The sequence below is a fragment of the Curtobacterium sp. SP.BCo genome (assembly GCF_051903265.1).
Classification (GTDB): Bacteria; Actinomycetota; Actinomycetes; order Actinomycetales; family Microbacteriaceae; genus Curtobacterium.
In genome coordinates this window covers 2,813,397-2,838,755 of sequence record NZ_CP194337.1, presented here as the reverse complement: position 1 = coordinate 2,838,755, position 25,359 = coordinate 2,813,397, and the positions used below count along the sequence as shown (strand labels likewise).

The window sequence follows — 25,359 nt, the reverse complement described above, 5'->3', positions numbered from 1 at the left end:
CGGGTTTCCGTATCCGCACTCGGGGGTCCGCAAGGGACCTGCCACCGCATTGACCCCCACCCCGCCCGACGCGAGGGTTGATCCGCGGGGTGAGACGTACCCACTCTTCCCGCACCGGTGGCGTCGTACCCGCGCCCCGCCGGCACCCGTGACGCACGTACCCGCGTCGTCGCAGCCCGCACCGCGGCTTCGCCGGATCACCGAGCGACCCGAATGCACCCTGAACCCGACAGGAGCACCATGTCCGCCACCACCGTCCGACCGAGGGACCCGAAGGTCTCCGTCGTCATCCCGGCCCGCAACGAGGCCCGCAACCTCGAGATCATCCTGCCGAAGCTCCCGCCCGTGCACGAGGTCATCCTCGTCGACGGCAACTCGGTCGACGACACCGTCGCGACGGCGCAGCGACTGCTGCCGGACGTGCGCATCGTGCACCAGACCCGCAAGGGCAAGGGCAACGCGCTCGCCTGCGGCTTCGAGGCCGTGACCGGCGACGTCGTCGTCATGTTCGACGCGGACTGCTCGGCCGACCCGGACGAGATCCCGCGCTTCGTCCAGGCCCTCGTGGACGGTGCCGACGTCGCCAAGGGCACCCGGTACTCGCACGGCGGCGGCAGCGACGACATCACGCTCCTCCGCAACGTCGGCAACCGCGGGCTGAACATCCTCTGCAACGTCATCCTCGGCACGCGGTACAGCGACCTCTGCTACGGCTACAACGCCTTCTGGGCGGACGTCCTGCCGAAGATCGGGCTGCTGTCCTCGGCGCTCCCGCGTCCGGCCGACGGCTCGATGCTGTGGGGCGACGGCTTCGAGATCGAGACCGTGCTGACCTGCCGCTGGTCGGCCGCCGAGCTCGCGATCACCGAGGTCGGGAGCCACGAGAAGCTCCGCGTGCACGGGACGAGCAACCTCAACGCCGTGACCGACGGCATCCGCGTGCTGAAGTCGATCATGCACGAGCGTCGTCGTGCCGCCGACAACCGTGCCGGCCGACTCGCGTCGCTGTCCGGCGCTGCTGCGCTCGGCGGCGCCGCGGCGGTGTCCGCGGTGTCGACCGTCCCGGCGGCGCCGACCTCGCCCGACGTCGCCCCGGTCGCGGCCGCGCCCGTCCCCGCGCTCGAGGGGGACGCCGCGTGACGACCGTCGCCGTCGTCATCTGCGCGTACACCCAGCAGCGCTGGGGTGACCTGCAGGACAGCGTCGAGTCCGCCAAGCGCCAGCCCGAGGCCCCCGAGGTCGTCGTCGTGATCGACCACGAGCCGGAGCTGTTCGCCCGCGCGAAGGCCCGGTGGCCCGAGCTGCGCGTCGTCGAGAACAGCGAGGACCGCGGCCTCTCCGGCGCGCGCAACACCGGTGTCGCCCTGACCGAGGCCGACGTCGTCGCGTTCCTCGACGACGACGCCACGGCCGACGCCGACTGGCTCGGCCACATGCTCACCGCGCTCGACGACCCGGACGTGGTCGGCGTGGGCGGCCGGGCGACCCCGTCGTGGCCCGACGCGACCGGCGCGGGGCCGTACACCGACGAGCTGCTCTGGATCGTCGGGTGCAGCTACCGCGGTCTGCCCGAGACCGCCGGCGACGTCCGCAACGTCATCGGGTCGAGCATGGCGTTCCGCCGCGAGGCGATCCTGCTCGCCGGCGGGTTCCGCTCCGGCATCGGCCGGGTCGGCAACCAGCCCCTCGGGTGCGAGGAGACCGAGATGTGCATCCGGATCGCCCAGGCGCGTCCCGGTGCCCGCATCCGGCACGAACCGCGGTCGAACGTGTCGCACCGGGTGTCCCCGGACCGCGTCACCATGCGCTACCTGCGCCGGCGCAGCTACTACGAGGGCATCTCGAAGGCGGTGCTGAGCCGCCGCGTCGGGACGGGCGACTCGCTGTCCAGCGAGCAGACGTACCTCACGAAGGTCCTGCCCGGCGCCCTCGTCCGCGAACTCCGGTCGGTGGGACGTGGTGGTGGACGCCGAGCGTTCGCGATCGTCGTGTCGGTCGTGTCCACGGTCACCGGGTACGGCGTCGGACGGCTCTTCGGCAGTGTCGTCGTCACCGCGCCGGCGACCCGCGCGGCACGGCAGCCGGTGGTGGCACCGTGACCCGCGCGACCCTGGCGATGGTCGTCTCGCCCGTCGTCCGGAGCTCCCTCGTCCCCACGTGGGACGGGGCGCTCTGGGTCGGCGAGGTCGACCGCGCCGACGTGCACGCGTCGAGCCACCGGGACGTCATCGCGCTCGCCGGGGCCGAGGGCTACCGGCGGGCACGCCTGCTCGTCCGCGATCACGGCGAACCGCTCGGCTTCGTCGAGGCCGACGTCACCGACCGGCGGCGCATCGGCCCGACGATCGACGTCCGCACCCTCCAGCGTGCGATCCGGCCGATGCCGGCACCCGAGCGACGGCCGGCAGCAGGTCAGGACCTGCCGTCCGTCTCCGTGGTGCTCTGCACGGACGGTGCCGCGGGGGAGACCATGCGGTCGGTCCTCGCGAACGCGTACCCGCACTTCGACGTCGTCGTGGTCTCCCACGGGGCCGACGACGCGCAGCCGACGACGGTCGTCATCGCCGGTCGACGGGTCACGACGATCGCCGCGCCGACCGGTGGGCTGGCTGCGGCACGGAACGCCGGGCTCCTCGCCGCGACGGGTGACCTCGTCGCCTTCGTCGACGAGGGCGCCGTCGTCGACGCCGGGTGGCTCGTCGCACTCGCCTCCGCCTTCGCCTCCGCGCCCGACGTCGCCTGCGTGACCGGGCTGGTGCCCACCGCCGAGCTGCGGACGCCCGCCCAGCGCTGGCGTGACGACCGGACGGCCGCCGCCCGGACCGTGCGCCGCCGCGTGCACCGGCTCGACGACACCGAGCACGCCGCCGGGACACCCCGGCACCCCTTCGCCGCCGCCGAGTACGGCACCGGCGCGAACCTCGCCGTGCACCGGGCCACCGCCCTGCGCATCGGCGGCTTCGACACCGCCTTCGGACCCGGCACCCGGGTCGGCGGCGGGGACGACCTCGACCTCTTCACACGACTGCTCGTCGCCGGATCCGCGATCGCCGTCGAACCGGCCGCGATCGCGTGGCAGCGCACGGCGGACGACGTGGCGTCGCTCCGCAGCGCCGCCGCAGCGCACGGCCACGGACTCGGAGCCTGGATGACCAAGAACGCCTTCGACCGCGACACGCTCGGCGCGTCCGTCGACGCCCTGCCGGACGCCCTCAGCGCGTTCGCCCGACTCGGCCTGGAGCAGGGCGAACCGGCGGCGGACGCCGCCGGCGCGGCGGTCGTCGCCGCTGACGGTGTCGGCGCCGGCGCCGATGGCTCGGCGTCCGCTGCGGCCGCCGACGCCGTCGACGCCGAGTTCGCCGCGACCGCCCGGCGTCTGCGGGGCGTCGAGCGGCGCTCCGTCGCCGCTGCACCCCTGCTCGCGCTCCGGGAGCGTCTCGGCGGAGCCGGGACCATCGACCGGACGGCGCACGGCCGGCACGAGCTCCAGCGCGGGCTCGCGACCGCAGGGCCGGCACGCCCGGGCACCGGTGCGGCCATGCGGCCCACCGCACGACTCGTCGCGGCAGCCCTCCCCGTGCTCGCTCTCGTCGTCGCCGCGCTCGGCACCGTCCTCGACCTGCCAGTGGTGCGCGGGAGCGCGATCGGCGTGTTCCTCTTCGCGCTCCTCGGCGTCGCGCCGATGCTCCTGGTCCGTCCGATGCCCCTGGCACGGTTCGCCGTGTTCGCGGTCACCGGTTCGTTCGTCGGCACCATCGGCATCGGGTACGTGATGGCGACGTTCCACATCTGGGCGCCCGTCGTGCCGTTCGTCGCCGTGGTCGTGCTCACCGCGGTCGCCGTCGCGGTGAGCGTGCCCAGGGACGTCGCCGAGCTCCGGCTCGAGCGGATCGCCGCAGCGGCGTCGGCATCGTCCGTGCCCGGTCGGTCCGGACGTCGGTGGAGCACCACGGCCACGGTGACGGCCATGTCCGTCACCGGCCTCGTCGTCGTGGTCGTCGCCGCGCTCACGCACATCGGGGACCCGGTCCCGGCCGGACTGTTCGGGTCGCTCGGCCCCGGCCTCGTCATCGGACTCGCCGTCGTCGTCGCGGCGGCCGTCGTCGCACTCGTGCGCGGTCGGGGCCTCGCGGTGCCCGTCGTCGTGCTCGGCGGCGTCGTGCAGCTCGCCCAGGCGATCACCTACGGCGTCCCCACGGTCGCCGCAGCCGCCCGGCACATCGGCGTCCTCGAGTACATCCGCACCTTCGGCGGCACGAACCCGTCCGCCGACATCTTCCAGACCTGGTCCGGGCTCTTCGCCGGCGGTGCCTGGGCGGCGGACATCGGCGGCATCGTCAACGCGATGACCATCGCCGCGTGGGTGCCGGCGCTGCTGGCGTTCAGCACGACGATCGCCGTCGGCGTGCTCGCCGCGCACTGGCTGCCCGGCTCGCGCCGCCCCTGGATCGCGGCGTTCCTCACCGCGATGACCGGCTCGCTCAACACGACGTACTTCTCGCCGCAGTCGACCGGCATCCTGTTGTCGATCGTGATCCTCGTCCTGGCGACCGGGCCGCTCCGCGACGCGGTGGTCACCCCGGCCGACGCCGCGGTCCCCGCGAAGCCGCGCGCTCGCCGCGTCGGGCTCTCCCGCATCGTCGGGATCACGGTGATCGGCATCGTGCTCGCGGTCACGCACCAGATCTCGCCGTACCTGACGGTCGCAGCGCTCGTCGCACTCGTCGTGTTCCGGCTGCTCCGCCCCTGGTGGCTCCCCGCGGTGGTGCTCGTCCCCGCCGTCGTGTTCGCCGCGCTGAACGGCGACATCCTCGGCAAGTTCCTGTCGCTCGCCGCCGTCGGACGCGTCCTCGACAACGTGCAGCCGCCGTCGCACGACATGACCGTCCTGCCGAAGCCCCTCGTGACACGGCTGGCCTTCGACATCCCGGCCGCCGCACTCGTCGTGCTCGGTCTGGCGGCGCTCATCACGGTGCTGCTCCGCCGCGACCGCGTGCACTGGGCGCTCCTGGCCGCGGCCGCGAGCCCGATCTCGCTCCTCGTCGCGACGAACTACGGGCAGGAGGGCATCTTCCGGGTCGTGCTCTTCGCGACGCCGTGGATCGCGGTGCTCGCCGCTGCGCTCCCGATGCCGTCGGGTCGTCTCGCCCCGCTCGGGCGCGTGCTCCGACGCGTGATGCGTCCGGCCGGTGTCCGGTTCGCCGTGGCCGGGTTCGGCGTCGCGGCACTCGTCGCGGTCGGCGCGTTCGGCCAGACCGCGCTCGACTGGAACCGCGTCGTGACGCGGAGCCAGTCCGAGGCGACGCAGCTGTACGACCGGACCGCACCGAAGGGCTCGGTGATGCTCCTCACCGGCTCGGCGAACGCCGTGCCGAGCAACACCGGTGCCCGCTACTTCGACGTCGGGTACCTGTCCCGCGAGGCGCTCGGCCCGTACCCGGACCCGACCGGTCCGTACGACGCCGAGGGCGACGTCTCGACCATCACCCGCGAGCTGGTGACGAACTGGACGGCGACGAAGTACTACGCCCTGGTCGCCGAGCCGTTCGGCGCCTACGACGAGCGGTACGGCTACCAGAGCGACGCCGACTACCAGCAACTCGCGGCCGCGATGGCCTCCTCGCCGTACTGGAAGCGGGTCTGGTCCTCCGGGACGACGGCCGTGTACGAGCTCACCCGGGAAGGGATGCGCCATGCGACCGAGTGACCGGGAGCACCCGCGGCGGACACGGCGGACGATCGCCGTGTCCGCCGCGGCGGTGCTCGCGACCGTGGCGGCACTCGTCGTCGGCCCGGCCCTGGTCGCACCCGCGGCCGACGCCGCGACGACCGCCGACTGCGGTGCCGGTCGGGTGCTCAACGTCGTCGCGCACCCCGACGACGACCTGCTCTTCCAGGGCACCGCGATCCGTGCGGACATCGACGCCGGGAAGTGCGTGCGTTCCGTCGTGGTGACCGCCGGGGACGCCGGCAAGCCCGACTGGTACTGGAAGAGCCGGCAGCAGGGCCTGATGGCGGCTTACGCGGCCATCGCCGGTGTACCGTCGAACTGGGCGACGAGTTCGCTCAGCGTGGGCGGCCGGACCCTCCACACCGAGACGTTGACCACCGATCCACGCATCAGCCTGGTGTTCACGGAGCTGCCGGACGGCAACCTCGAGGGCAACGGGTTCTGGGCCGACGGGTACCAGAGCCTGCAGCGCCTCTACACGGGCAACGCGACCTCGATCGACACCGTGGCAGGAGCCTTCCACGCCGAGTCGTACACGCTCCCGCAGCTGCGCTCGACACTGCTCGGCATCGTGCAGGACTTCGCGCCCGACGACATCCACACCCTCGACCACGAGGGCTCGTACGGCGACGGTGACCACAGCGACCACCACACCGTCGGGTACCTGACCGACGAGGTGCAGCAGCAGTACGCCACGCCGCACCACTTCACCGGGTACATGGGCTACCCGATCGCCGACCGACCCGCGAACCTGACCCAGGCACAGGTCGACGCCAAGGCCGCCGCGTTCTTCACCTACGCCGCGTCCGACAGCGAGACGTGCGCATCGTGGGATGCGTGCTCGGCCCGACCCGAGACGACGTGGCTGAGCCGGCAGTACACCGTCGGTTCGACCACGCCGACGACGCCGTCCGACCCGAAGCGGACGGACGTCACCGCGGGCGCCACCGTCACGGCCAGCGCGGAGAACCCGGCGGACGGCCAGACCGCGAGCAAGGCCGTCGACGGTGTGGTCTCCGGCTACCCGGCGGACCCCACGAGGGAGTGGGCAGCGCCGTCGGGTCGCGCGGGCACCTGGATCCAGCTGGGCTGGGGGAGTGCGACCACGCTGACCGAGGTCGACCTGTCCGACCGCCCGAACACCGCCGACCAGGTGCTCGCCGGCACGCTGACGTTCTCCGACGGGTCGAGCGTGACCGTGCCCGCACTGCCGAACGGCGGTGCCGCGCAGACCGTGACGTTCAGCCCCCGCACGGTGACCTGGATGCGGTTCACCGTCACGGCGGTCAGCGGCTCCACCGAGAACACCGGACTCGCCGAGATCCGCGCGTTCGGACCGGCGGGCGCGACGCCGCCGCCGACGTCCACCCCGACGGACGTCACCGCCGGCGCGGCGGTGACCGCGAGTGCGGAGAACCCCGCGGACGGCCAGACCGCCCGCAAGGCCGTCGACGGCGTCGTGTCCGGCTACCCGGCCGACCCGACGAAGGAGTGGGCGGCCCCGTCCGGCGGTGTCGGGACGTGGATCCAACTGACCTGGCCGACCGCGACGACGATGAGCGAGGTGCGCCTGGCCGACCGGCCGAACGGCGACGACCAGGTGCTCGGCGGGAAGCTCACGTTCTCGGACGGCTCCACCGTGACGGTGGGGACGCTCCCGAACGGCGGCACCCTGCAGAGCGTGTCGTTCACGGCGCGGCAGGCCACGTGGGTCCGGTTCACGGTGACCTCGGTGAGCCGGACGACGAAGAACATCGGGTTGGCCGAGGTCCGCGTGTTCGGGACCGCGGGGACGACGACGCCCACGCCGACCCCGACCCCGACGCCGACGCCGACGCCGACGCCGACGCCGACGCCGACACCGAAGCTCACCGACGTCACCGGTTCCGCCACGCCGTCCGCCGTCGCCGACAACCCCGCCGACGGGCAGACCGTCGCGAAGGCCGTCGACGGGGTCGTGTCCGGGTACCCCGTCGACCCGACGAAGGAGTGGGTCGTGCCGTGGGGCCGGACGGGCATCTGGTACCAGCTCGACTGGACGAGCTCCGTCGCGCTCCAGCGCGTCGTCCTGAACGACCGGCCGAACACCGCGGACCGCATCACCGGCGGCACGCTGACGTTCTCCGACGGCAGCAAGGTGACCGTCGGGCAGCTGCCGAACGACGGCTCCGCGCTCACCGTCGACTTCGCGCCCCGGAACGTGCGCTGGGTCCGCTTCACGACCACGTCGGTCTCCGGCAGCACGGTCAACGTCGGGCTCGCCGAGATCCGCGCCTGGGCGAAGCAGTGACACAGCCCGCGGACTCCGATCCACGTGCGCCGATCACCCTGCCGCGTCCCGTGGCGGACGACGCCGCGGCGGCACACGGCGCGCCACCGGCGCACGGCGTCGGCGTCGCCCGGCACCGCGGGCCGGTCCGGCGGGCCGGTCGGCGCATCGCGTACGCTGCGGGTGCCCTCGTGATCGCGGCGGGGGCGATCGCCGCCTCGACGACGGCCGCACCCGTGGACCCCGTGGACCCGAGCGGCGTCGCCATGCCGACGAGCGACGGCAACGGCTGGCACCGCGTGTTCTCCGAGGACTTCGCCGATCCCGCGCGGACCGGCGGGTTCGAGGCGGCCTACGCCGACCGGTTCTCGGTGTACCACGGCTTCGCGGACACGGCGGGGACGGGGCGGTACCAGGCCTCCGTGCTGAGCGCGCACGACGGGGTGCTCGACATGCGGCTGCGGACCACCAAGGGCGGCACGCCGCTCGCCGGCGGGATCGTCCCGCTCGTCGACGGCCAGTGGGGCGGCCAGACGTCCGGCCGCTACAGCATCCGGTTGAAGAGCGACGACGTCGACGGCTACGGCGTCGCGGTGCTGCTCTGGAGCGACGAGAACGTGTGGGACGACGGCGAGATCGACTTCCCCGAGGGCGCGCTCGGCACCCCGGCCTACCTCAACGTGCACTGTCTGCAGGACCCGGCCGAGAAGTGCGTGCACCACCAGACGCAGGCGTCGCTCGGGGACTGGCACACGTACACGATCGAGTGGACGCCGTCCCGGATGTCGTTCCTCGTCGACGGCGACGTCGTGGGGACGACGACGGAGAGCATCCCGACCGCCCGCATGCACTTCGTCGTGCAGGCGGGCTCGAACGAGGGGCGCCCACCGCGCGACGCCGCCGGGTCGCTGCTCGTCGACTGGATGACGATCGACGTGCCGGCCGACGGCGCGACACCGCAGGCGACCCTGCCGTCCCGCGGCGCGACCGCGCCGGAGCAGGGCACCTGGGTCGCCGGCACACCGGACGACTGAGCCGACGACGGACGGGAGGCGCGTGGCGACGCCGCCACGCGCCTCCCGTCCGTCGTGTGGTGCGGTCAGCGCGCCGCGTGCTCGGTGAGTGCGCGCAGCAGAGTCGCGACGTGCGGTCCGCGGCCGTGGTGCTCGCGGACGAAGTCGCGGCAGCGGTCGCCCAGCGACGGGTCCTGCGCGGCTTCCTCGAGGGCGTCCAGCACCTTCCGGGCCAGTGCCTCGGGGTCGGTCGGGTCCACCGTGAACCGAGCCCACTCGCCGGACAGGATCTCGCCGGTCCCGCCGGACTCGGCAGCGACCACCGGGCGGCCCGTGGACATCGCCTCGACGACGACCCGGCCGAAGCCCTCGGGCTCGATCGACGGTGCGACGACGAGGTCGGCGGCGTGCAGCAGCGGGACGACGTCGTCCCGCTCGGGCAGCACGAGCACCGAGCCCTCGGGGAGCGCCGCGATCGCCTCCTCGACGGCGTCCGCCTCGCTCGGGTACAGCGCACCGGCGAGCACGAGCAGTGGCGGCCGACGAGGTGCGTCGGACCCGGCGGGGACCGTCTCCGGGAGCCGGGCGTGCGCGATGGTCAGCACACGGCCCCACGCCTCGAGCAGCGCGAGGACGCCCTTGGAACGGGAGAGCCTGCCGTAGTAGAGGACGGTCGGGGTGTCGTCGTCGATGCCGAGCGTGCTGCGGGCACGCCGGACGTCGGCCGGGGTGGCCGCGGGGAACGCGTCGGTGTCGACGCCGTTCGGGACGATCGTGACGTGGTCCGCCGGAGCTCCGGCGTCCCGCCACGCCGACGCCATCGCCTGCGACACCGCGAAGAACTGCGTGCGCCCGCCCGAGAACGCCCGGATGCGGCGGTAGTTCGGCGCGTGGTGCAGGTGCACGGCCAGGGGCACCCCGGCCACCAGCGACGCGATCCGGCCGAACGGCAGGTACTCCGGCCGGTTCAACCAGAGGACGTCGAGGTGCGACCGGCGGAGACGGAGTCCCTCGCGGGCGAACCGCACGGCGTCCCGGAGGGCCGTGCGGACGCCGAAGTGGTAGTCGGTCGCGTCGACCAGCCGGACACCCATGCGGTCGAACGGCGCCCGGCCCTCGTCCGAGCGGGGAGCATGGGCGTCCCGGTGCCAGATCTCGACTTCGTGGCCGGCGGCGACGAGGTCCGTGGTGTCCTCGAGCACGCAGCGTTCGAGGCCGCCGTTCAGTGCGAGCCCCGTCACCACCGCGCCGATCCGGAGTCGGTGGGGTCGGTCGCCTCGTCGTCTGCGGCCGGTCATGACGCACCTCCTCGTGCTGCCCGGAGTCGTCGGACGAACCAGGGGAGACAGGCGAGCACCCCGGCGACGCGGATCCAGTTCCAGAGGGCGTCCTGCGGGACGAGCGTCGACGCCCCGGCGACGGCGAGGGCCGCCACGACGGGCAGCACCACACGCAGGCCGGGGCCGCGCCACGACCGGCGGTCGGTCATCGAGAACAGCTGCATGGCCGCGAGCCCGACGTACGCCAGGACGGTGGCCATCGCCGCGCCGGCGATGCCGAACGCGGGAACGAGCAGGAGGTTCGCGCCGATGTTCACGACACCGGCGATCGCGGCGATCACGCCGACCGTGACTCCACGGCGTTCGATGAGCAGCAGTCGACCGGTCGCCCCGCTCGCGACGACCGGGAACGCGGTCACCGCGACGATGAACACCACGATGGTGAGCTCGTGCACCCGGTAGGACGCGGGTGCGAGGATCGGCAGCGCGACCGGGGACACCAGGGTCACGGCGAGGAGCACGGGCGCCAACATCCGGTAGAGCTCGTCGCGGGAGTGCATCGCGAGCTCACGACGGGCGACGGCGTCCCGGAGCGCGGCGAAGTGCGGTGCCCAGGCCTGGTTCGTGAAGGTGAGCAGGAGGATCACCGCGGAGCCGACGACGTAGGCGATCTGGTAGCGGGCGACCTCCTCGGGGCCGAGCAGCCGCTGCACGACGACGCGGTCGCCGGCGTTCAGCACGAAGTACGACAGGTTGCCGAGGGCGATCGGGATGCCGAGCCGGAACGCCCGGACGTTGGTCTTCCGATCGAACAGTCCGGCGAGCCGCGGTCGGGTCGCGGCGATGCCGATGACCATCGCCACGCCCTGCGCGACGACGCCGCCCCAGGCGTAGGTGGTGGCGTCGGCGTGCACGAACGCCAGCAGGCCGAGGCCGATGATCGAGCCGCCGACGGAGGACAGCAGGCTCGTCACGGCGAAGACCCGGATGCGGTCCTGCGCGACGAGCAGCGCGAGGGAGATCTGCACGATCGCCGCCGGTCCGGTCCAGAGCACCGCGACGAGGAGCAGCGGGTGCGCGCCGATGAAGCCGGCGGCGTCGCCCCACGCGGGGATCGTCGTCAGTGCGGCGACCGTCACGATGCTCGCGGTGACCATCCCGACCGCGAGCAGCCCGCGAGCCCGCCGGTCGTCGCCGTCCTCCGCGCGCTGCAGGACCGCCGCCTGGTCGATGCCGGCGACGGCGAGGACGACGAGCGCCTGGTAGAGCGCGATCGCCGAGGCCAGGACGCCGAACTCGGCGGGCGGCATGAGGTGGGCGAGGACGGGGGAGATGAGCGACGAGACGACGAGCTGCATCGACCACACGACGACGTAGAGCAGGCCGCGGCCGAACAGGACGGAGGAGCCCTTGCGGACGGCGACGGCGCCCGTGTCGATCGACTCGGGGACCGGTGCGACGGTCTCGTCGACCTCGGGAACCGGCACGACGGTCTCGTCGACCCCGGCGGCCTCGCGGGCCGCCCGTGCCTCGCGACGGGTCTGCGGGGGGAGCGTCACGGTGCGACCACCCCGGCAGCCGGGGTCTCGGAGCGTGCCGCGCCCTCGCGCAGACCGAAGGCCGCGTCCACCAGGTCGAGCAGGTCCGTGCTGCGCTCCGTGGCGAACTTCCGGGCGAACAGCTGCGGCTGCGACACGTCCGGCAGCGTGCGGCGCTCCAGCAGTGCCCCGGCGTCCGACAGCGTCAGCCACGGCGGGCTCTTCCGCGCGGTCCCGTCCCAGCCGATCCACCACAGCGGCGCGGCGACGTGCGCATCCGCGAAGCCCGGCGCCAGCGTGGGGGTGCTGAGCACCGACGGCACGAAGGTCTCGTCGGCGACCCACGTCCGGCGCCAGAAGCGGACCAGGTCGGGTCGGGTGTCGACGGTGTGCACGACCGCCGACGCGTGTCGGCGCGCGAGGACCTTGAGCTGCGACCCCCCGGCGAACACGACACCGCGCGGCGTCCGGCGGGGGACGGGCAGCCGGATCATGTGCTTCCGCCACGCCCAGTGCGGGAACCGGATCCGGGCGCGACCGCCGTCGCGACCCCACTCCGGCCACGGCAGCGGGTTCACGTGCACGAACGACTCGTCGGGGTGCGCCGCGAGCAGGTCCCGGATCTCGGTCGGGCCGGCCAGCGGGTAGTCGCTGCCGGTGAGCAGGGCGACGTGCGAGGCGTCGGTCTCGGCGAGCGCCGCCCGGTACCCGGACACCTCCGCCTCGACGTTCTCCCACTTCGCCCAGCCGGTGCGGATGCGGGGGAGGACCCGCACCCGGTCGGGGAGTCCGTCGGTCATCTCCCGGAACACCGCCTCCGGGGTCCGTGCATCGCAGTGCAGGAACACCGGGAACGGGTCGAGCGCCTCGACGAGCCGGCGCACGTGCGTGGCGTCCTCGTGGGCGAGGACGATGCACGCGAGTGCCGCGGGTGCGGGCGCCGCTGGGGAGTTGGCCATGGACGCGACGCTAACCGCGCCGTTCCGCGGCCGACAGGGCATCCGGTGCCTGCTGCGGGGAAGCGGCGGTTTCCCGCACTCAGGCCCCCGAACGGGGTCTGATCAGCGTTTCTTCCGGAACTTCGGGCAGTCGCACAGGGCGCAGTCGCTGCCCGGCCGGTAGTGCTCGTGGGCCTCCTGCACGTGCCCGCAGACGCACGTCGCCGTGTCCACCTCGAGGACGTCCCGCTCCGAGGGGAGGACGGCGCCGAGCTCGGTCGCGGGGCCCAGCGGCATTCGTCCTCCTCGTGCCCGGCGTGCTGCCGCCGGGTCGTCCCCACGATCCTACGGGCCGAGGGCGCTCCGGTGGCGGCAAACCGCAAGACGGGCGACCGTCGCCGCAACCCCGTCGGACCGCCGTTGACCGTCCCGGCGGGCCACCGGAGCATCGGAGCATGACCGACCACCAGGCCACCGCCGCGCCCGTCCTGATGATCGCGCCCGCGATGCCGTCTCCGGACCGTCCCGCGTGGGCCGGCGCCGCGTGGGTCGGAGCCGTCGACCGGCAGGAGGCGCTCGCCGCATCGGCCGTGGAACTCGCCGGCGCGGACGGCTTCCGCCGCGCACGGCTCCTGGTCCGTGACGGACGCGAGGTCGCCGGCTTCGTCGACGTCGCCGTCGACGCGAGCGGCGAGGTGGACCCGGCCGAGTTGGGACCGGCCCTGCGCGCCCTGCGCACCACGACCCCCGCGGCCGTCCCGCAGGGCGACACGACCGGCCGCGTCTCCGTCGTCATCGGCACCCGCGACCGGCCGGACGACGTCCGCCGTTGCGTGCGCAGCGTGCTCGCCTCCGAGCACCCCGACTTCGAGGTCTTCGTCGTCGACAACGCCCCGACCACCACGGCGACCCGCGAGGTCGTCGCCTCGTTCGACGACCCCCGGCTGCACTACGTCCTGGAGGCCCGACCCGGCGTCTCGCGCGCACGGAACGCCGGTCTCGCCCTGGCGTCCGGTGCCGTGGTCGCCTTCGTCGACGACGACGTGGTCGTCGACCAGCACTGGCTCGCTGCGCTCGCCGACGCGTACGCCCGCGACGCGGACGTCGTCTGCGTCACCGGGCTCGTGCCGAGTGGCGAGCTCCGGACACCCACGCAGCGGTACTTCGACGAACGCGTGACCTGGGCCCGCAACCTCGACCGCCGGGTGTTCCGCACCGCGGCGCCGCCGGCGGACCTCCCGCTCTTCCCGTTCTCGGTCGGTGCGTTCGGCACCGGCGCGAACATGTCGCTCCGCCGTTCGGCAGCACTCGCACTCGGCGGGTTCGACGTCGCGCTCGGCCCTGGGACGCCCTCGCGCGCCGGCGAGGACCCCGACGTGTTCACCCGCGTCCTGCTCTCCGGCGGGGCGCTCGCCGTCGAGCCCTCGGCGATCGTCTGGCACAAGCACCGGCCGGACCGCGCGGCGCTGCGCTCCCAGGCGCTCGGCTACGGCACGGGCCTGGGGGCGTGGGTCGCGAAGCTGATGCTCCGTCCGCGAACCGCGGTGGCGGTGCTCCGACGGGCGGTCGGTGCACTGCAGCAGCTCGGTGCGCTCGGGCAGGGCGACGGGCAGGTGGCGGCAGCGGTGGACGCGCTCGGCGGCTGGCCCGTCGACGACGAGTTCCGCGAGGCCACGGCCGGCCTCAAGCGCGTCGAGCTCGTCGCCGCGCTCGGCGGACCGTGGCGCTACCTGCGGTCGCGGCGCGCTGCGCGCTGACGCCAGCGGGTCGCGGGGTGGTGGCGGTCGCGGACTCGGTACGACACGACGCTCGTCGTCCGACAGCCGTCTTGTCGTTCCGTGCGCGTGCAACGGTTGCGCGTGCATCGTGCGACAACGCACGTGTCGTACGACAGCCGTGTTGTCGTTCCGTGCGCGTGCAACGACCCCGACGCCGACGCGCGCGACCACGGACAGACGGACGGGAGGCCGGTGGCGACGCTGCCACGGGCCTCCCGTCCGTCGATCGGTCGGTCCCTAGGGACGGAACCGGCCCTCCTCGACGTCGCGCCAGAACCGACGGCTCCGGAGGTACGCCGCAGGCCCGGCCGGGAACCCGCGGAACTCGTGGTACGCCAGCGACCGGGGGATCTGCGTCGTCGAGGCCTCGGTGATGGTCTCGGCGGCGGCGTCCCGCTTCCCGCGCAGCCGGGACACCAGCTGCGCGAGCTTGATCTTGCCGGCGCGCGGCATCAGTCGGGCGAGCACGAGGGCGTGCCGACGGTCCTTCGCGATGAGCTCGCACATCAGCGCGGTGAACCCGACGCCGTTCGAGTGCAGCTGGCCGTGCAGTCCCTCGAGGTCCTGGCGGTGCCGGTGGTGCACGACCGCGCGCGGCTCGAAGCCGATCTTCCCGCCGCCCCACAGGATGTCGATGAAGATCGCCAGGTCCTCGCCGCCGCGTGCCGGGACGCCCGCGCCGAGCACCGGGTCGAAGCCGCCGACGGCGTCGAACGCGGAGCGGCGGACCGCCCAGTTCGCGCCGGCGCCGTAGCCGCCGATGCCGTAGATCGCGAAGTGCTTGCGCACGGTGCCGTCCGGGGCGATGGCCGAGGCCTGCGCGTGCCGCATGACGCCCGGCACGTCGTCGGGGACGATCGTCACCGGGTCGAAGGTGCGCTCGCCGCTGAAGCCGCCGTAGTACGCCTCGTACCAGATCTGGGCGGGGGTCTCGAGCTCGACGGGCAGGATCATGCCCGTGACCGCCTGGACCTCCGGCTCGCGGACGAAGCGGGTGCCGATCGAGCGCAGCCACTGCGGGTCGACGCGGACGTCGTCGTCGGTGAACGCGATGACCTCGCCGCGGGCCGCTGCGACGCCGGAGTTCCGGCCGATCGAGCACCCGGGGCGGCGTTCGGTGACGAGCCGCACGTTCCGGCCCTCGAGGAGCCCGGGCAGCGCGTCGATGTCCGGCAGCTTCACCCGGTTGTCGACCAGGATGACCTCGTACCGGGGGTAGTCGAGGTGCTCGAGGAAGTCGAGCAGCTTCGCGATGTCCTGCACCCGGGCGACGATCGTGGACACGACGATCGAGATCATCGGGAGGTCCTCGTCCGGCACCGCGGCGGGGAAGGCGTCGACCGCTCCCGGGTGACCGTCGACCAGCGGCGCGAGCGCGCGTGCGGCGTCGGCCGGGTCCGCGGTGAGCAGGACGTCGAGCGTGGTGACCGGGAAGCCGTCGCGGTACCCGACGACCAGCGCGGAGGAGCCGCTCTCGTCGGCGACGAGCGGCGGGAGCGGAGCATCGAGGTCGATGCTGACGACCCGGCGCGGGCCGGGGACGGTGACGGGGGAGAGCAGGGCCATGCAGCGGACGCTACGGGGACGCCCGGGGCCCGACAACGGCATGACGGCGCAGTGGCGGGCTTCCTGCGGGGTTCCGCACGCAGCGGCGTCGACCCGGTGTGGACGTGTGAGCGCTCACCCAGGAAGTCAGGGCAAGTCCCCAGGTCACGACCAGGTCACGGATTCTTTGCAACCGGTTGCGAAACGCTGAGGGCGGGCGTAGCTTCCTCCATCAGCAGGCAGCGTCGCCTGCTCCAGGCAGCGTCGTCGACACCCGATCGAGGTCGCCTGGTGATCTCGACGAGGAGACATCGCTGTGAAGACAACACGCGCCAAGGTGCGGTTCGCATCGGTTGCGGGCGTGGCCGTCATCGGCCTCGTGCTCACCGGTTGCTCGAGCGGCAGCTCGGCATCGAACGACGCCCAGAACGGCCAGGACAGCCGCGGCCCGATCACCTACGTGCAGGGCAAGGACAACTCGAACGTCGTCCGACCGCTCATCGCGAAGTGGAACGCGGCACACAAGGACGAGAAGGTCACTTTCAAGGAGCAGTCCGACCAGGCCGACCAGCAGCACGACGACCTCGTGCAGCACTTCCAGGCGAAGGACGCCAACTACGACGTGGTCGACGTCGACGTCGTCTGGACCGCGGAGTTCGCCGCCAAGGGCTGGCTGACCCCGCTCACCGGCAAGATGAAGATCGACACGTCGAAGCTGCTGCCGGCGACGGTCAAGACGGCCACGTACAACAACACGCTCTACGCGGCCCCGCAGACCTCCGACGGCGCGCTGCTCTACTACCGCAAGGACCTCGTCAAGACGCCTCCGACCACCTGGTCCGAGATGATGGCGGACTGCAAGATCGCGAAGGACAACGGCATCGGTTGCTACGCCGGCCAGTTCGCGAAGTACGAGGGTCTCACCGTGAACGCCTCCGAGGCGATCAACGGCTCCGGCGGCTCCGTCCTCAACAAGGGCGGCTCCCCGGACGTCGACACCTCGGACGCGAAGGCCGGTCTGCAGAACCTGGTCGACGCCTTCAAGGACGGGAACATCCCGGCCGAGGCGATCACCTACCAGGAGGAGCAGGGTCGCACCGCCTTCGAGGCCGGCAAGCTGCTGTTCCTGCGCAACTGGCCGTACGTGTACAGCCTCGCGAAGACCGACGGCTCGTCGACGGTCAAGGACACCTTCGGCATCGCCCCGATCCCCGGCAAGGACGGCACCGGCGCCTCGACGCTCGGTGGGCACAACGCCGCGATCAGCGTCTACTCGAAGCACAAGGCCACCGCGCACGACTTCCTCGAGTACCTGGAGTCGAACGAGACCCAGAAGTTCTTCGCGACGCAGGGCTCGCTGGCCCCGGTCGTCGGTGACCTCTACACGGACTCCGAGCTCACCTCGAAGCTGCCGTACCTGCCGACGCTGCTGAAGTCCATCGAGTCGGCCGAGCCGCGCCCGGTCACGCCGTTCTACCCGGCCGTGACCAAGGCGGTCCAGGACAACACCTACGCGGCCCTCAAGGGATCGAAGAGCGTCGACGAAGCCCTGAAGGACATGCAGGCGGCCCTCAAGACGGCCACCAGCAGCGGCAACTAGCCGTCACCGCGTGACGGACCGAACGAGCCGTCACCACGTGACGGACTGGAGGCGCGGGTCGACCCCGGCCCGCGCCTCCCGTCCGCCCCATCCTGCGTCCCGACACCCCGGCAAGGAGGCCGTCACGTGTCAGCAGCAACCGAGATCCCCGCCGCCATCCCGAACCCCACCGGGCTGGAGCCACCGAAGCGGCGGCGCGGCGGCCTGAACGCCGAGCACGGCCGGTGGGCCGTGTACCTGATCGGCCCGACCATCGTGCTCCTCGCGATCGTCATCGGGTACCCGGTCGTCAGCGCGATCATCCAGTCGTTCCAGCTCGACGCCGGCCTCGACAAGGCCACCGGCCTGTTCGTGCAGGGCGGCTTCGCCGGCGTCACGAACTACGTGCACTGGCTCGCCCAGCAGTGCGGCAACACCACCTGCCCGCCCGGCAGCATCGGCAGCCAGTTCTGGGTGTCGATGGGCAACACGTTCTTCTTCACCGTGGTCACCGTCGCGCTCGAGACCGTGATCGGCGTGTGGATGGCCATCATCATGAACCGCAACTTCAAGGGCCGCGCGCTCGTCCGTGCCGCGATCCTCGTGCCGTGGGCCATCCCGACCGCCGTCACCGCGAAGCTCTGGTACTTCATCTTCGACGCGAACGGCGTGCTCAACCACGTGCTCGGCCAGCAGATCCTCTGGACGAGCGGCGAGTGGGCCTCGCGGTGGGCGGTCATCATCGCGGACACCTGGAAGACCACGCCGTTCATGGCGCTGCTCATCCTGGCGGGCCTCCAGCTCATCCCGGAGGAGGTCTACGAGGCCGGCAAGATGGACGGCGCCTCGACGATGCAGCGCTTCTGGAACATCACCCTCCCGCTGATCAAGCCCGCGCTCATGGTCGCCGTGCTGTTCCGCGTGCTCGACGCGCTCCGCATGTACGACCTCCCCGCGATCCTCACCGGCGGCGGCGGTGGGTCCGGCAACGCGACGACCACGTTGTCGATCCTCGTCGTCGACCAGATCCGGCAGGGGTTCAACTCCGCGTCGGCACTCTCCACGATCACGTTCCTGGTGATCTTCATCGTCGCGTTCGTCTTCGTCCGGTTCCTCGGCGCGAACGTCGTGCAGACGCAGGCAGCCCAGCAGAAGGGTGAACTCAAGTGACCCTCGCAGCCGACCGACCCCGGTCCAACACCCGTGCCCGTGACCTCGCCGTCGACCGCTCCCGGACGAGCGTCAAGCGCCACGTCGGGCCGAAGCTCCGCACCGGCATCCAGGCGACGGTCATAGCCGTCTGGTGCCTGCTGCCGTTCTACTGGATGGTGGTGACGAGCTTCCGGGACGTCGGGTTCACCTTCGACCCGACGCCGTGGTTCACCCACTTCACGTTCGCGAACTACGAGACGGCGTTCTCGACGGCGCTCGGCAACCACCTCGGTCGGGCGCTCCTGAACAGCCTCGTCATCGGTGGCACGGTGACGATCATCGCGCTGCTCGTCGGCACGAGCGCCGCGTACGCGCTGGCCCGCCTCGAGTTCCGGGGCAAGTCGCTCATCGCCGGCGCGATCCTCGCCGCGTCGATGTTCCCGGGCGTCGCGCTCATCTCGCCGCTGTTCCAGCTGTTCACCGACATCGGCTGGATGGGCACGTACCAGGCGCTGATCCTGCCGAGCATCTCGTTCGTGCTGCCCCTGACCGTCTACACGCTCGCGAGCTTCTTCCGCGAGATGCCGTGGGACCTCGAGGAAGCGGCGCGCATCGACGGGTGCACGCGCGTGCAGGCCTTCCGGCGGATCATCCTGCCGTTGGCCGCCCCCGCCGTGTTCACGACCGCGATCCTGGCGTTCATCTCGTCCTGGAACGAGTACCTCATCTCGTCCCAGCTCTCGAGTGACGCGACGCAGCCCGTCACCGTGGCCATCGCGGGCTTCCAGGGATCGGTGCCGCACCAGGAGCCCTACACCGCCGTCATGGCGGCGGGCACGATCGTCACGATCCCGCTCGTGATCCTCGTGCTCGTCTTCCAGCGGCGCATCGTGGCCGGCCTCACCGCCGGTGGCGTGAAGGGCTGACGGCCGTGGCACAGCGCGGACCCACACGACCCACCGCCCGCATCGAGGAGGCGATCGGCTTCGTCGGGATGTTCGGTGTCCTCTTCCTCGGGGTCACGGTGTTCTGCGAGGTCACCGGGCGACCGGCGCTCGGCTGGGCGCTCACCCTGCTGGTCTCGGTGCTCGGCATCGTCGCGCTCGACCGGTGGCGGGTGTCGGTCCTCCGGCGCACCGCGTCGGAGGACGGGATCGGCGGCGCGCCGGCAGCCGCGGCCCCGGCTGCGGCGACCCCGCGGGGCGCCGTCGCCCGGACCGCGGCAGCCGACGCCCGGGTGCACCGGCACGTGGGCTGGGACGAGCTCGCCCCGGCGGGGCGGCGCCCGGACCGCTCGACGCGACCCGTCGCCGAGGTGACCCGCCCGTCGGACGGCTGACGGGCCTCCAGGCCATGGCCATGGGCATCCAGGAGATCGCGACCGTCACCGGCCTGTCCAAGTCGACGGTGTCCCGCGCACTGCGCGGGATGTCGACGGTCGCCGACTCCACCATCGACCAGGTGCGACGGGTCGCCGACGAACTCGGGTACGTCCCGAGCTCGGCGGCGGCCGGCCTCGCCACCGGACGGCAGCGCGCCGTCGGGGTCGTCGTTCCGGTCATCGACCGGTGGTTCTACGTGAAAGCCCTCGGCGGCGTCGACGCCGAGCTGCGGCGGGCCGGGTACGACCTCGTGCTCTACAACCTCGGCGGCCCGGGCGGCGATCGCGACCGGGCGTTCCGACGCTCGATGCTGCGCCACCGTGTCGACGCCCTCGTGCTCCTCTCCCTCGTGCTCGACGAGACCGAGCGTGCCGAGCTCGAACTCGCCCGGCACCCGATGATCGTCATCGGGGGACCGGCGCCCGGTCTGCGGAACATCGGGGTCGACGACGTCGTGGTCGCCCGGATCGCCGTCGACCACCTCTGCGGCCTCGGGCACCGGGACGTCGCCTACGTCGGCGGTCAGGACGAGGCCGGGATGAACGTGGCGGTGCCGTGGCTGCGCCGGGACGGGTTCGTCGACGCGATGACCGGCCACGGCCTGGGCGTGCGGGAGGAGTGGATCCTGGACGGGCGCTTCTCGTTCGCGGGCGGCGCCGACGCGGGGGCGACGCTGTTCGCCGGCGCTGCCCGGCCGACCGCGGTGTTCTGCGCCTCCGACGAGATGGCGCTCGGGGTGATGCTCGCCGCGCGCCGTGCCGGGCTCGCCGTGCCGGGGGACGTGTCGGTGATGGGCATCGACGGCCACGAGTACGGCGAGGTCGTCGGGCTGACGACGGTCGCGCAGGACCCGGAGGCGCAGGGTCGCGCGGCCGCGCGGGCCGTGCTCGCCGAGGTGGACGGGGCCGCGGTGGGGGCGCTGGCGGCGTCGCCCGCGCATCTCGTCGTGCGGTCGTCGACGGGACCGGCGCCTGCATGAGCGCCGCGCGCCGCGCCGCGCGCCGCGCCGCCCGCCGCCGCGCCGCCCGCCGCCGCGCCGCCCGCCGCTGCCCGCGCCGCGTAGGGTCGGGCGCATGGAGGTCACGAAGCTTGAACACGCCTGCCAGATCGTCACCGAGGGCGGGGCCCGTCTGGTGATCGACCCCGGCAACCTCACGCGACCCGTCGACGTCGAGGGCGTGGTCGCTGTGGTCGTCACGCACGAGCACCCCGACCACGTCACACCGGAGCAGCTCGCCGGCATCCTGGCGCGCAACCCCGACGCCGTCGTGCTCGGTCCGGCCGGCGTCGCGACGGCGCTCGCCGACACCGGTGTCCCCGTCGACGTGGTCACCGACGGCGACCACCGCTCGGTCGGCCCGTTCGAGCTGAGCTTCCACGGCACCCGCCACAACGTCATCCACGCGAGCATCCCGGTGATCGACAACACCGGCGTGCTCGTCAACGGCCGGCTGTTCCACCCGGGGGACTCGTACACGGTGCCCGGTGTCCCGGTCGAGGTGCTCGCCGCCCCGGTCGGCGCCCCGTGGCTCAAGATCGCCGAGGCGATGGACTACGTCGCGGCCGTCGCGCCCCGACGGGCGTACCCCGTCCACGAGGCCACGCTCTCCGACGTCGGGTACCGCATGCACACGGGTCGCCTGCGCGACATGGTCGAGCCCGACGGCGAGTTCGTGGTGCTCGCCCCCGGCGATTCGCTCACCGTCTGAGGCGGTCGTCGACGGCCCTGGAGGCGCAGATCACCCGCCGTATGCCCGGTGCGGCATGGCGGCACACCCGGGCGACACGCCTCGTTTTGGCAGTGTGCGCGGGCTGTGCAATACTTATCGGGTTGTCGGAACGGCCCCATCGTATAGTGGCCTAGTACGTCGCCCTCTCACGGCGGTAACGCGGGTTCGAATCCCGCTGGGGTCACCACAGGTGGCTTGCCTCCGACTCCGACAACGTGCACGAGACCCCCGCTCCCGGGCGGGGGATTCCCATGTGACGGCCCCATCGTATAGCGGCCTAGTACGCTGCCCTCTCACGGCGGTAACGCGGGTTCGAATCCCGCTGGGGTCACAGCACCGAAACCCCCGTCCAGCTCCGGCTGGGCGGGGGTTTCGTCGTTCCACAGGGCAGGCGTTCCCCCGTGGCCGTCATGCTCAGCCGGCCTCGGTCCGTGCTGCCGCGGAGTCGTCGCGCCGCAGCCGGATCACGCTGGCGATGGTCGAGACGCCCATCGCGCCGACGATCACGAGCAACGACACCCACGTGCTGATCTCCGGCGCCCACGCGACGGACTCCCCACCGTTGAGGAACGGCAGTTCGTTGCCGTGCAGGGCGTGCAGCACGAGCTTCACGCCGATGAAGGCGAGGATGAAGGCGATCCCGTACTTCAGGTACACCAGGCGCTCGAGCAGGCCGCCGAGCAGGAAGTAGAGCTGCCGCAGGCCCATCAGCGCGAAGACGTTGGCGGTGAAGACGATGAACGGGCTCTGCGTGATGCCGAAGATCGCCGGGATCGAGTCGAGCGCGAACAGCAGGTCGGTCGTGCCGATCGCGATCAGGACCACCAGCAGGGGCGTGAAGTGCCGCACACCGTCGTGGGTCGTCCGGAGCTTCATCCCGTCGAACGTGTCCGTGATCCGGACCCGACGGCGGAGCACCCGGACGATGAGGCTGTCCTTGTCGTCGTCGTCGTCCTCACCGCGGAGCTGCTGGATGGCGGTCCACACGAGCCAGGCACCGAAGATGTAGAAGATCCAGGAGAAGTCCTCGATCAGCTGGGCGCCGAGCAGGATGAACAGACCCCGCAGCACGAGCGCGATGATGATGCCCAGCATGAGGACCTCTTGCTGGATCTGCTTCGGTACCGAGAACCGTGCCATCAGGATGACGAACACGAAGAGGTTGTCGATGCTGAGGCTGTACTCCGTGAGCCAGCCGGCGAGGAACTGCCCGGCCGGCTCCCCGCCGGCGAAGAGCAGCATCGCGAGCGCGAAGACGAGGGCCAGACCGACGTAGAGCCCGACCCACACCGCCGATTCCTTGAGCGTCGGCACGTGCGGGCGACGGGCGACGATGAGCAGGTCCGCGAGCAGGATCGCGACGAGCGCGATCATCGAGCCGACTTCGAACACGATCGGGAGCTCGGGCACGCGGGGCTCTCCTTGCTGCTGGGTGGGACGGAACGCAGTGCCCGGGACGGGCAACCTGTCCAGTCTCACCGATTTCTCGGCGCCCGGTCGCCACGGACCCGTGCCAGGGTGGTCCGGTGACCAGTGTCGTGCAGCTCATCCGGTCCGGTTCGCTCAGCGACGTCGCGGAGTACGCGTACGCGGCCACCGCGCCGGCCGACGCCAGGCTCGTGTTCCTCGCCGGGGCGTGTCCGCTCGACCCCGACGGTGCGACCGTGGCGGTCGGGGACGTCCGCGGGCAGGCCGCCCGCTGCGTCGCGAACCTGCGGACGGCGCTCGACGCCGCGGGCGCCGGCATCGAGGACCTCGTGCAGACCCGGGTGCTCGTCGCGTCGTCACGGCGGGCCGACCTCGTGGCGGCTTGGGAAGTCGTCCGTGCGGCGATGGGCGACCACGACGTGCCGAGCACGCTGCTGGGTGTGACGGTCCTCGGCTACGACGACCAGCTCGTCGAGGTCGAGGGCATCGCCGCGGTCGCCGACCCCGCCGCCGGGGACCGATGACGACCGGGGCGCCGCTGGCCGACGACCGTCCGCCGCACCGCCGCTGGGCGTTCCTCGGGCTGGTCGCCCTGGGCGGGGCGATCGGCACCGCTGCCCGGGCACTGCTCGCGGCGGCGTTCCCGGCCCTCGACGGCATCAGCTGGACGATCCTGGCGATCAACGTCGTCGGGGCCTTCTGTCTCGGACTCCTGCTCGAGACGCTCGCGCGCCGCGGTCCCGACGTCGGCCGGCGCCGGGCCGTCCGATTGTTCGTCGGCACCGGGGTGCTCGGCGGCTTCACGACCTACAGCACCCTCGCCGACGACACGGCGCAGCTCCTCGACGGCGGTCGGTGGGCAGCGGGCAGCGGGTACGCCCTGGTGACGGTCGTCCTCGGGCTGCTCGCGGTCGCCGCGGGCGTGCTGGCAGCGGGTCGCGCGCACCGGACGGACGACACGGCGGAGGACGATCGGTGAACGCCCTCGAACTCCTGCTGGTCGCGGTCGGCGGCGGCGTCGGGGCAGCGCTCCGGTTCGCCCTCGACGGGCTCGTGAAGTCCCGCGTCACCCGATTCCCGCTCGGCACGCTCGTGATCAACGTGTCCGGATCGCTGGTCCTCGGGGTGCTGACGGGCCTCGGGCAGGCCGGCACGATCCCCGTCGCGGCGGTGGCGGTCCTGGGGACGGGCATGATGGGTGGGTACACGACGTTCTCGACGGCGAGTGTCGAGACCGTGCAGCTCCTCCGATCCGGCAAGCCCCGGCTCGCCGTCGTGAACGGCCTCGGCATGCTCGTCGTCTCGGTCGGCGCAGCCGCGCTCGGCCTCTTGCTCGGAAGGAACTCATGACCTCGGAACGCCCCGGCGAACTCGTCCTCGTCCGCCACGGAGAGACGGAGTGGTCGAGGAGCGGCCAGCACACCGGTCGCACCGACATCCCACTCACCGACGACGGCATCGCCCAGGCCGAGCGCGCCGGACGCTTCCTCGCCGACCGCTCGTTCGCGCTGGCGCTGTCCAGCCCGCTGCAGCGCGCCCGCGACACCGCGGCCCTGGTGGGCGTCGACCCGGAGCTCGACGAGGACCTGCTGGAGTGGGACTACGGCGCGTACGAGGGCCTGACGACCCCGCAGATCAAGGTGCTGCGCCACGGCCCGTGGGACCTCTGGACCGACGGGGTGCCGGCCGGCGACACCCCCGGCGAGAACGCCGCCGAGGTCCGGGTCCGCGTCGAGCGCGTCCTCGACCGTGCGCGTCCGGTGCTCGCCGACGGGCAGGACGCGATCGTCGTCGCGCACGGGCACGTCCTGCGCGCGCTCGGTGCCGCGTGGATCCGGTTGGCGCCGCAGGACGGTGCCGTGCTGAAGCTCGGCACGGCGTCGGTGAGCGTGCTCGGCTACGAGCACGGTCGCCCGGTCATCGACACCTGGAACGTCCAGCCCCGCGACTGACCCCTTCCGCGCCCCGTCGCGGACACCGCGCCCCGTTCCGGCGG

The 25,359-nt window shown here is 72.6% G+C and carries 22 protein-coding genes and 2 tRNA genes; 18 read left to right on the top strand and 6 right to left on the bottom strand.

Translation table 11 applies throughout. The annotated features are described in order from the left end of the window. Positions 1–240 precede the first annotated feature (240 nt). Genes ACRQ4B_RS13445 through ACRQ4B_RS13425 form a run of 5 tightly spaced genes read left to right on the top strand, consistent with a single transcriptional unit; the run spans position 241 to position 9,034 of the window. Entirely contained in the window at positions 241–1,140 is a 900-nt protein-coding gene (locus tag ACRQ4B_RS13445; RefSeq protein WP_439691913.1) for a glycosyltransferase family 2 protein, read from the top strand. Continuing rightward, positions 1,137–2,099, top strand: a complete 963-nt coding sequence (locus ACRQ4B_RS13440; RefSeq protein WP_439691912.1) for a glycosyltransferase family 2 protein — start codon at positions 1,137–1,139, stop codon at positions 2,097–2,099. The genes ACRQ4B_RS13445 and ACRQ4B_RS13440 overlap by 4 nt, the downstream gene beginning before the upstream one ends. Then, positions 2,096–5,707 carry a glycosyltransferase gene (locus tag ACRQ4B_RS13435; protein ID WP_439691911.1) on the top strand — a complete coding sequence of 1,204 codons (3,612 nt, stop codon included), beginning with the start codon at positions 2,096–2,098 and terminating at the stop codon, positions 5,705–5,707. The genes ACRQ4B_RS13440 and ACRQ4B_RS13435 overlap by 4 nt, the downstream gene beginning before the upstream one ends. Then, positions 5,694–8,021, top strand: a complete 2,328-nt coding sequence (locus ACRQ4B_RS13430) for a DUF7402 domain-containing protein (RefSeq protein ID WP_439691910.1) — start codon at positions 5,694–5,696, stop codon at positions 8,019–8,021. Before ACRQ4B_RS13435 ends, ACRQ4B_RS13430 begins: the two co-directional genes overlap by 14 nt. A 50-nt stretch (positions 8,022–8,071) precedes the next feature. Then, the gene (locus ACRQ4B_RS13425) at positions 8,072–9,034 is read left to right on the top strand and encodes a glycoside hydrolase family 16 protein (protein WP_439691909.1); all 963 of its coding nucleotides are present in this window, start codon (positions 8,072–8,074) and stop codon (positions 9,032–9,034) included. Between the two features lie 65 nt (positions 9,035–9,099). Here the strand turns inward: ACRQ4B_RS13425 and ACRQ4B_RS13420 are convergent, their stop codons facing one another. The 4 genes from ACRQ4B_RS13420 to ACRQ4B_RS13405 form a co-directional block, all read right to left on the bottom strand. Continuing rightward, positions 9,100–10,311: a glycosyltransferase family 4 protein gene (locus tag ACRQ4B_RS13420; RefSeq protein ID WP_439691908.1), complete on the bottom strand. Its 1,212-nt coding sequence runs from the start codon at positions 10,309–10,311 to the stop codon at positions 9,100–9,102. Next, a complete protein-coding gene (locus tag ACRQ4B_RS13415) occupies positions 10,308–11,852 on the bottom strand; it encodes a lipopolysaccharide biosynthesis protein (protein ID WP_439691907.1) in 1,545 nt (514 codons plus the stop codon). Before ACRQ4B_RS13415 ends, ACRQ4B_RS13420 begins: the two co-directional genes overlap by 4 nt. Then, positions 11,849–12,790, bottom strand: coding sequence for a beta-1,6-N-acetylglucosaminyltransferase (locus ACRQ4B_RS13410; protein ID WP_439691906.1), 942 nt, complete (start codon positions 12,788–12,790; stop codon positions 11,849–11,851). The genes ACRQ4B_RS13415 and ACRQ4B_RS13410 overlap by 4 nt, the downstream gene beginning before the upstream one ends. Positions 12,791–12,892: 102 nt before the next feature. Continuing rightward, a complete protein-coding gene (locus ACRQ4B_RS13405) occupies positions 12,893–13,066 on the bottom strand; it encodes a hypothetical protein (protein ID WP_439691905.1) in 174 nt (57 codons plus the stop codon). Between the two features lie 158 nt (positions 13,067–13,224). On the opposite strand from ACRQ4B_RS13405, the gene ACRQ4B_RS13400 reads away from it, so the two are divergent. Beyond that, the gene (locus ACRQ4B_RS13400) at positions 13,225–14,526 is read left to right on the top strand and encodes a glycosyltransferase family 2 protein (protein WP_439691904.1); all 1,302 of its coding nucleotides are present in this window, start codon (positions 13,225–13,227) and stop codon (positions 14,524–14,526) included. Positions 14,527–14,784: 258 nt separating this feature from the next. On the opposite strand, the gene ACRQ4B_RS13395 is transcribed toward ACRQ4B_RS13400, so the two are convergent. After that, entirely contained in the window at positions 14,785–16,113 is a 1,329-nt protein-coding gene (locus ACRQ4B_RS13395; protein ID WP_439691903.1) for a glycosyltransferase, read from the bottom strand. Between the two features lie 295 nt (positions 16,114–16,408). On the opposite strand from ACRQ4B_RS13395, the gene ACRQ4B_RS13390 reads away from it, so the two are divergent. From ACRQ4B_RS13390 to ACRQ4B_RS13355, 8 genes are all read left to right on the top strand, one after another. After that, positions 16,409–17,692, top strand: a complete 1,284-nt coding sequence (locus ACRQ4B_RS13390) for an ABC transporter substrate-binding protein (protein ID WP_439691902.1) — start codon at positions 16,409–16,411, stop codon at positions 17,690–17,692. A gap of 126 nt (positions 17,693–17,818) precedes the next feature. After that, entirely contained in the window at positions 17,819–18,841 is a 1,023-nt protein-coding gene (locus ACRQ4B_RS13385) for a carbohydrate ABC transporter permease (RefSeq protein ID WP_439691901.1), read from the top strand. Then, a complete protein-coding gene (locus tag ACRQ4B_RS13380; RefSeq protein ID WP_439691900.1) occupies positions 18,838–19,749 on the top strand; it encodes a carbohydrate ABC transporter permease in 912 nt (303 codons plus the stop codon). Before ACRQ4B_RS13385 ends, ACRQ4B_RS13380 begins: the two co-directional genes overlap by 4 nt. Before the next feature lie 5 nt (positions 19,750–19,754). Then, positions 19,755–20,162, top strand: a complete 408-nt coding sequence (locus tag ACRQ4B_RS13375) for a hypothetical protein (protein ID WP_439691899.1) — start codon at positions 19,755–19,757, stop codon at positions 20,160–20,162. 14 nt (positions 20,163–20,176) lie between these two features. Further along, positions 20,177–21,184, top strand: coding sequence for a LacI family DNA-binding transcriptional regulator (locus ACRQ4B_RS13370; RefSeq protein ID WP_439691898.1), 1,008 nt, complete (start codon positions 20,177–20,179; stop codon positions 21,182–21,184). 94 nt (positions 21,185–21,278) lie between these two features. After that, positions 21,279–21,914: an MBL fold metallo-hydrolase gene (locus ACRQ4B_RS13365; RefSeq protein ID WP_439691897.1), complete on the top strand. Its 636-nt coding sequence runs from the start codon at positions 21,279–21,281 to the stop codon at positions 21,912–21,914. Positions 21,915–22,046: 132 nt separating this feature from the next. Then, positions 22,047–22,122, top strand: a tRNA-Glu gene (locus ACRQ4B_RS13360). A 71-nt stretch (positions 22,123–22,193) separates the two neighbouring features. After that, positions 22,194–22,266: transfer RNA gene (locus ACRQ4B_RS13355), tRNA-Glu, on the top strand. 83 nt (positions 22,267–22,349) lie between these two features. On the opposite strand, the gene ACRQ4B_RS13350 is transcribed toward ACRQ4B_RS13355, so the two are convergent. Further along, positions 22,350–23,309 (bottom strand): TerC/Alx family metal homeostasis membrane protein, encoded by a 960-nt coding sequence (locus ACRQ4B_RS13350; RefSeq protein WP_439694400.1) that lies wholly within the window; start codon positions 23,307–23,309, stop codon positions 22,350–22,352. A 152-nt stretch (positions 23,310–23,461) separates the two neighbouring features. Between ACRQ4B_RS13350 and ACRQ4B_RS13345 the strand changes: the two genes are divergently transcribed. From ACRQ4B_RS13345 to ACRQ4B_RS13330, 4 genes are read left to right on the top strand one after another with little or no spacing between them, the layout of a single operon-like run. Beyond that, positions 23,462–23,887 (top strand): RidA family protein, encoded by a 426-nt coding sequence (locus ACRQ4B_RS13345; RefSeq protein WP_439691896.1) that lies wholly within the window; start codon positions 23,462–23,464, stop codon positions 23,885–23,887. Next, complete coding sequence (locus ACRQ4B_RS13340) at positions 23,884–24,342, top strand: fluoride efflux transporter FluC (protein ID WP_439691895.1); 459 nt, start codon at positions 23,884–23,886, stop codon at positions 24,340–24,342. Before ACRQ4B_RS13345 ends, ACRQ4B_RS13340 begins: the two co-directional genes overlap by 4 nt. After that, positions 24,339–24,713 (top strand): fluoride efflux transporter CrcB, encoded by a 375-nt coding sequence (gene crcB / locus ACRQ4B_RS13335; RefSeq protein WP_439691894.1) that lies wholly within the window; start codon positions 24,339–24,341, stop codon positions 24,711–24,713. Before ACRQ4B_RS13340 ends, crcB begins: the two co-directional genes overlap by 4 nt. Beyond that, positions 24,710–25,315 carry a histidine phosphatase family protein gene (locus tag ACRQ4B_RS13330; RefSeq protein WP_439691893.1) on the top strand — a complete coding sequence of 202 codons (606 nt, stop codon included), beginning with the start codon at positions 24,710–24,712 and terminating at the stop codon, positions 25,313–25,315. Before crcB ends, ACRQ4B_RS13330 begins: the two co-directional genes overlap by 4 nt. Positions 25,316–25,359 lie beyond the last annotated feature (44 nt).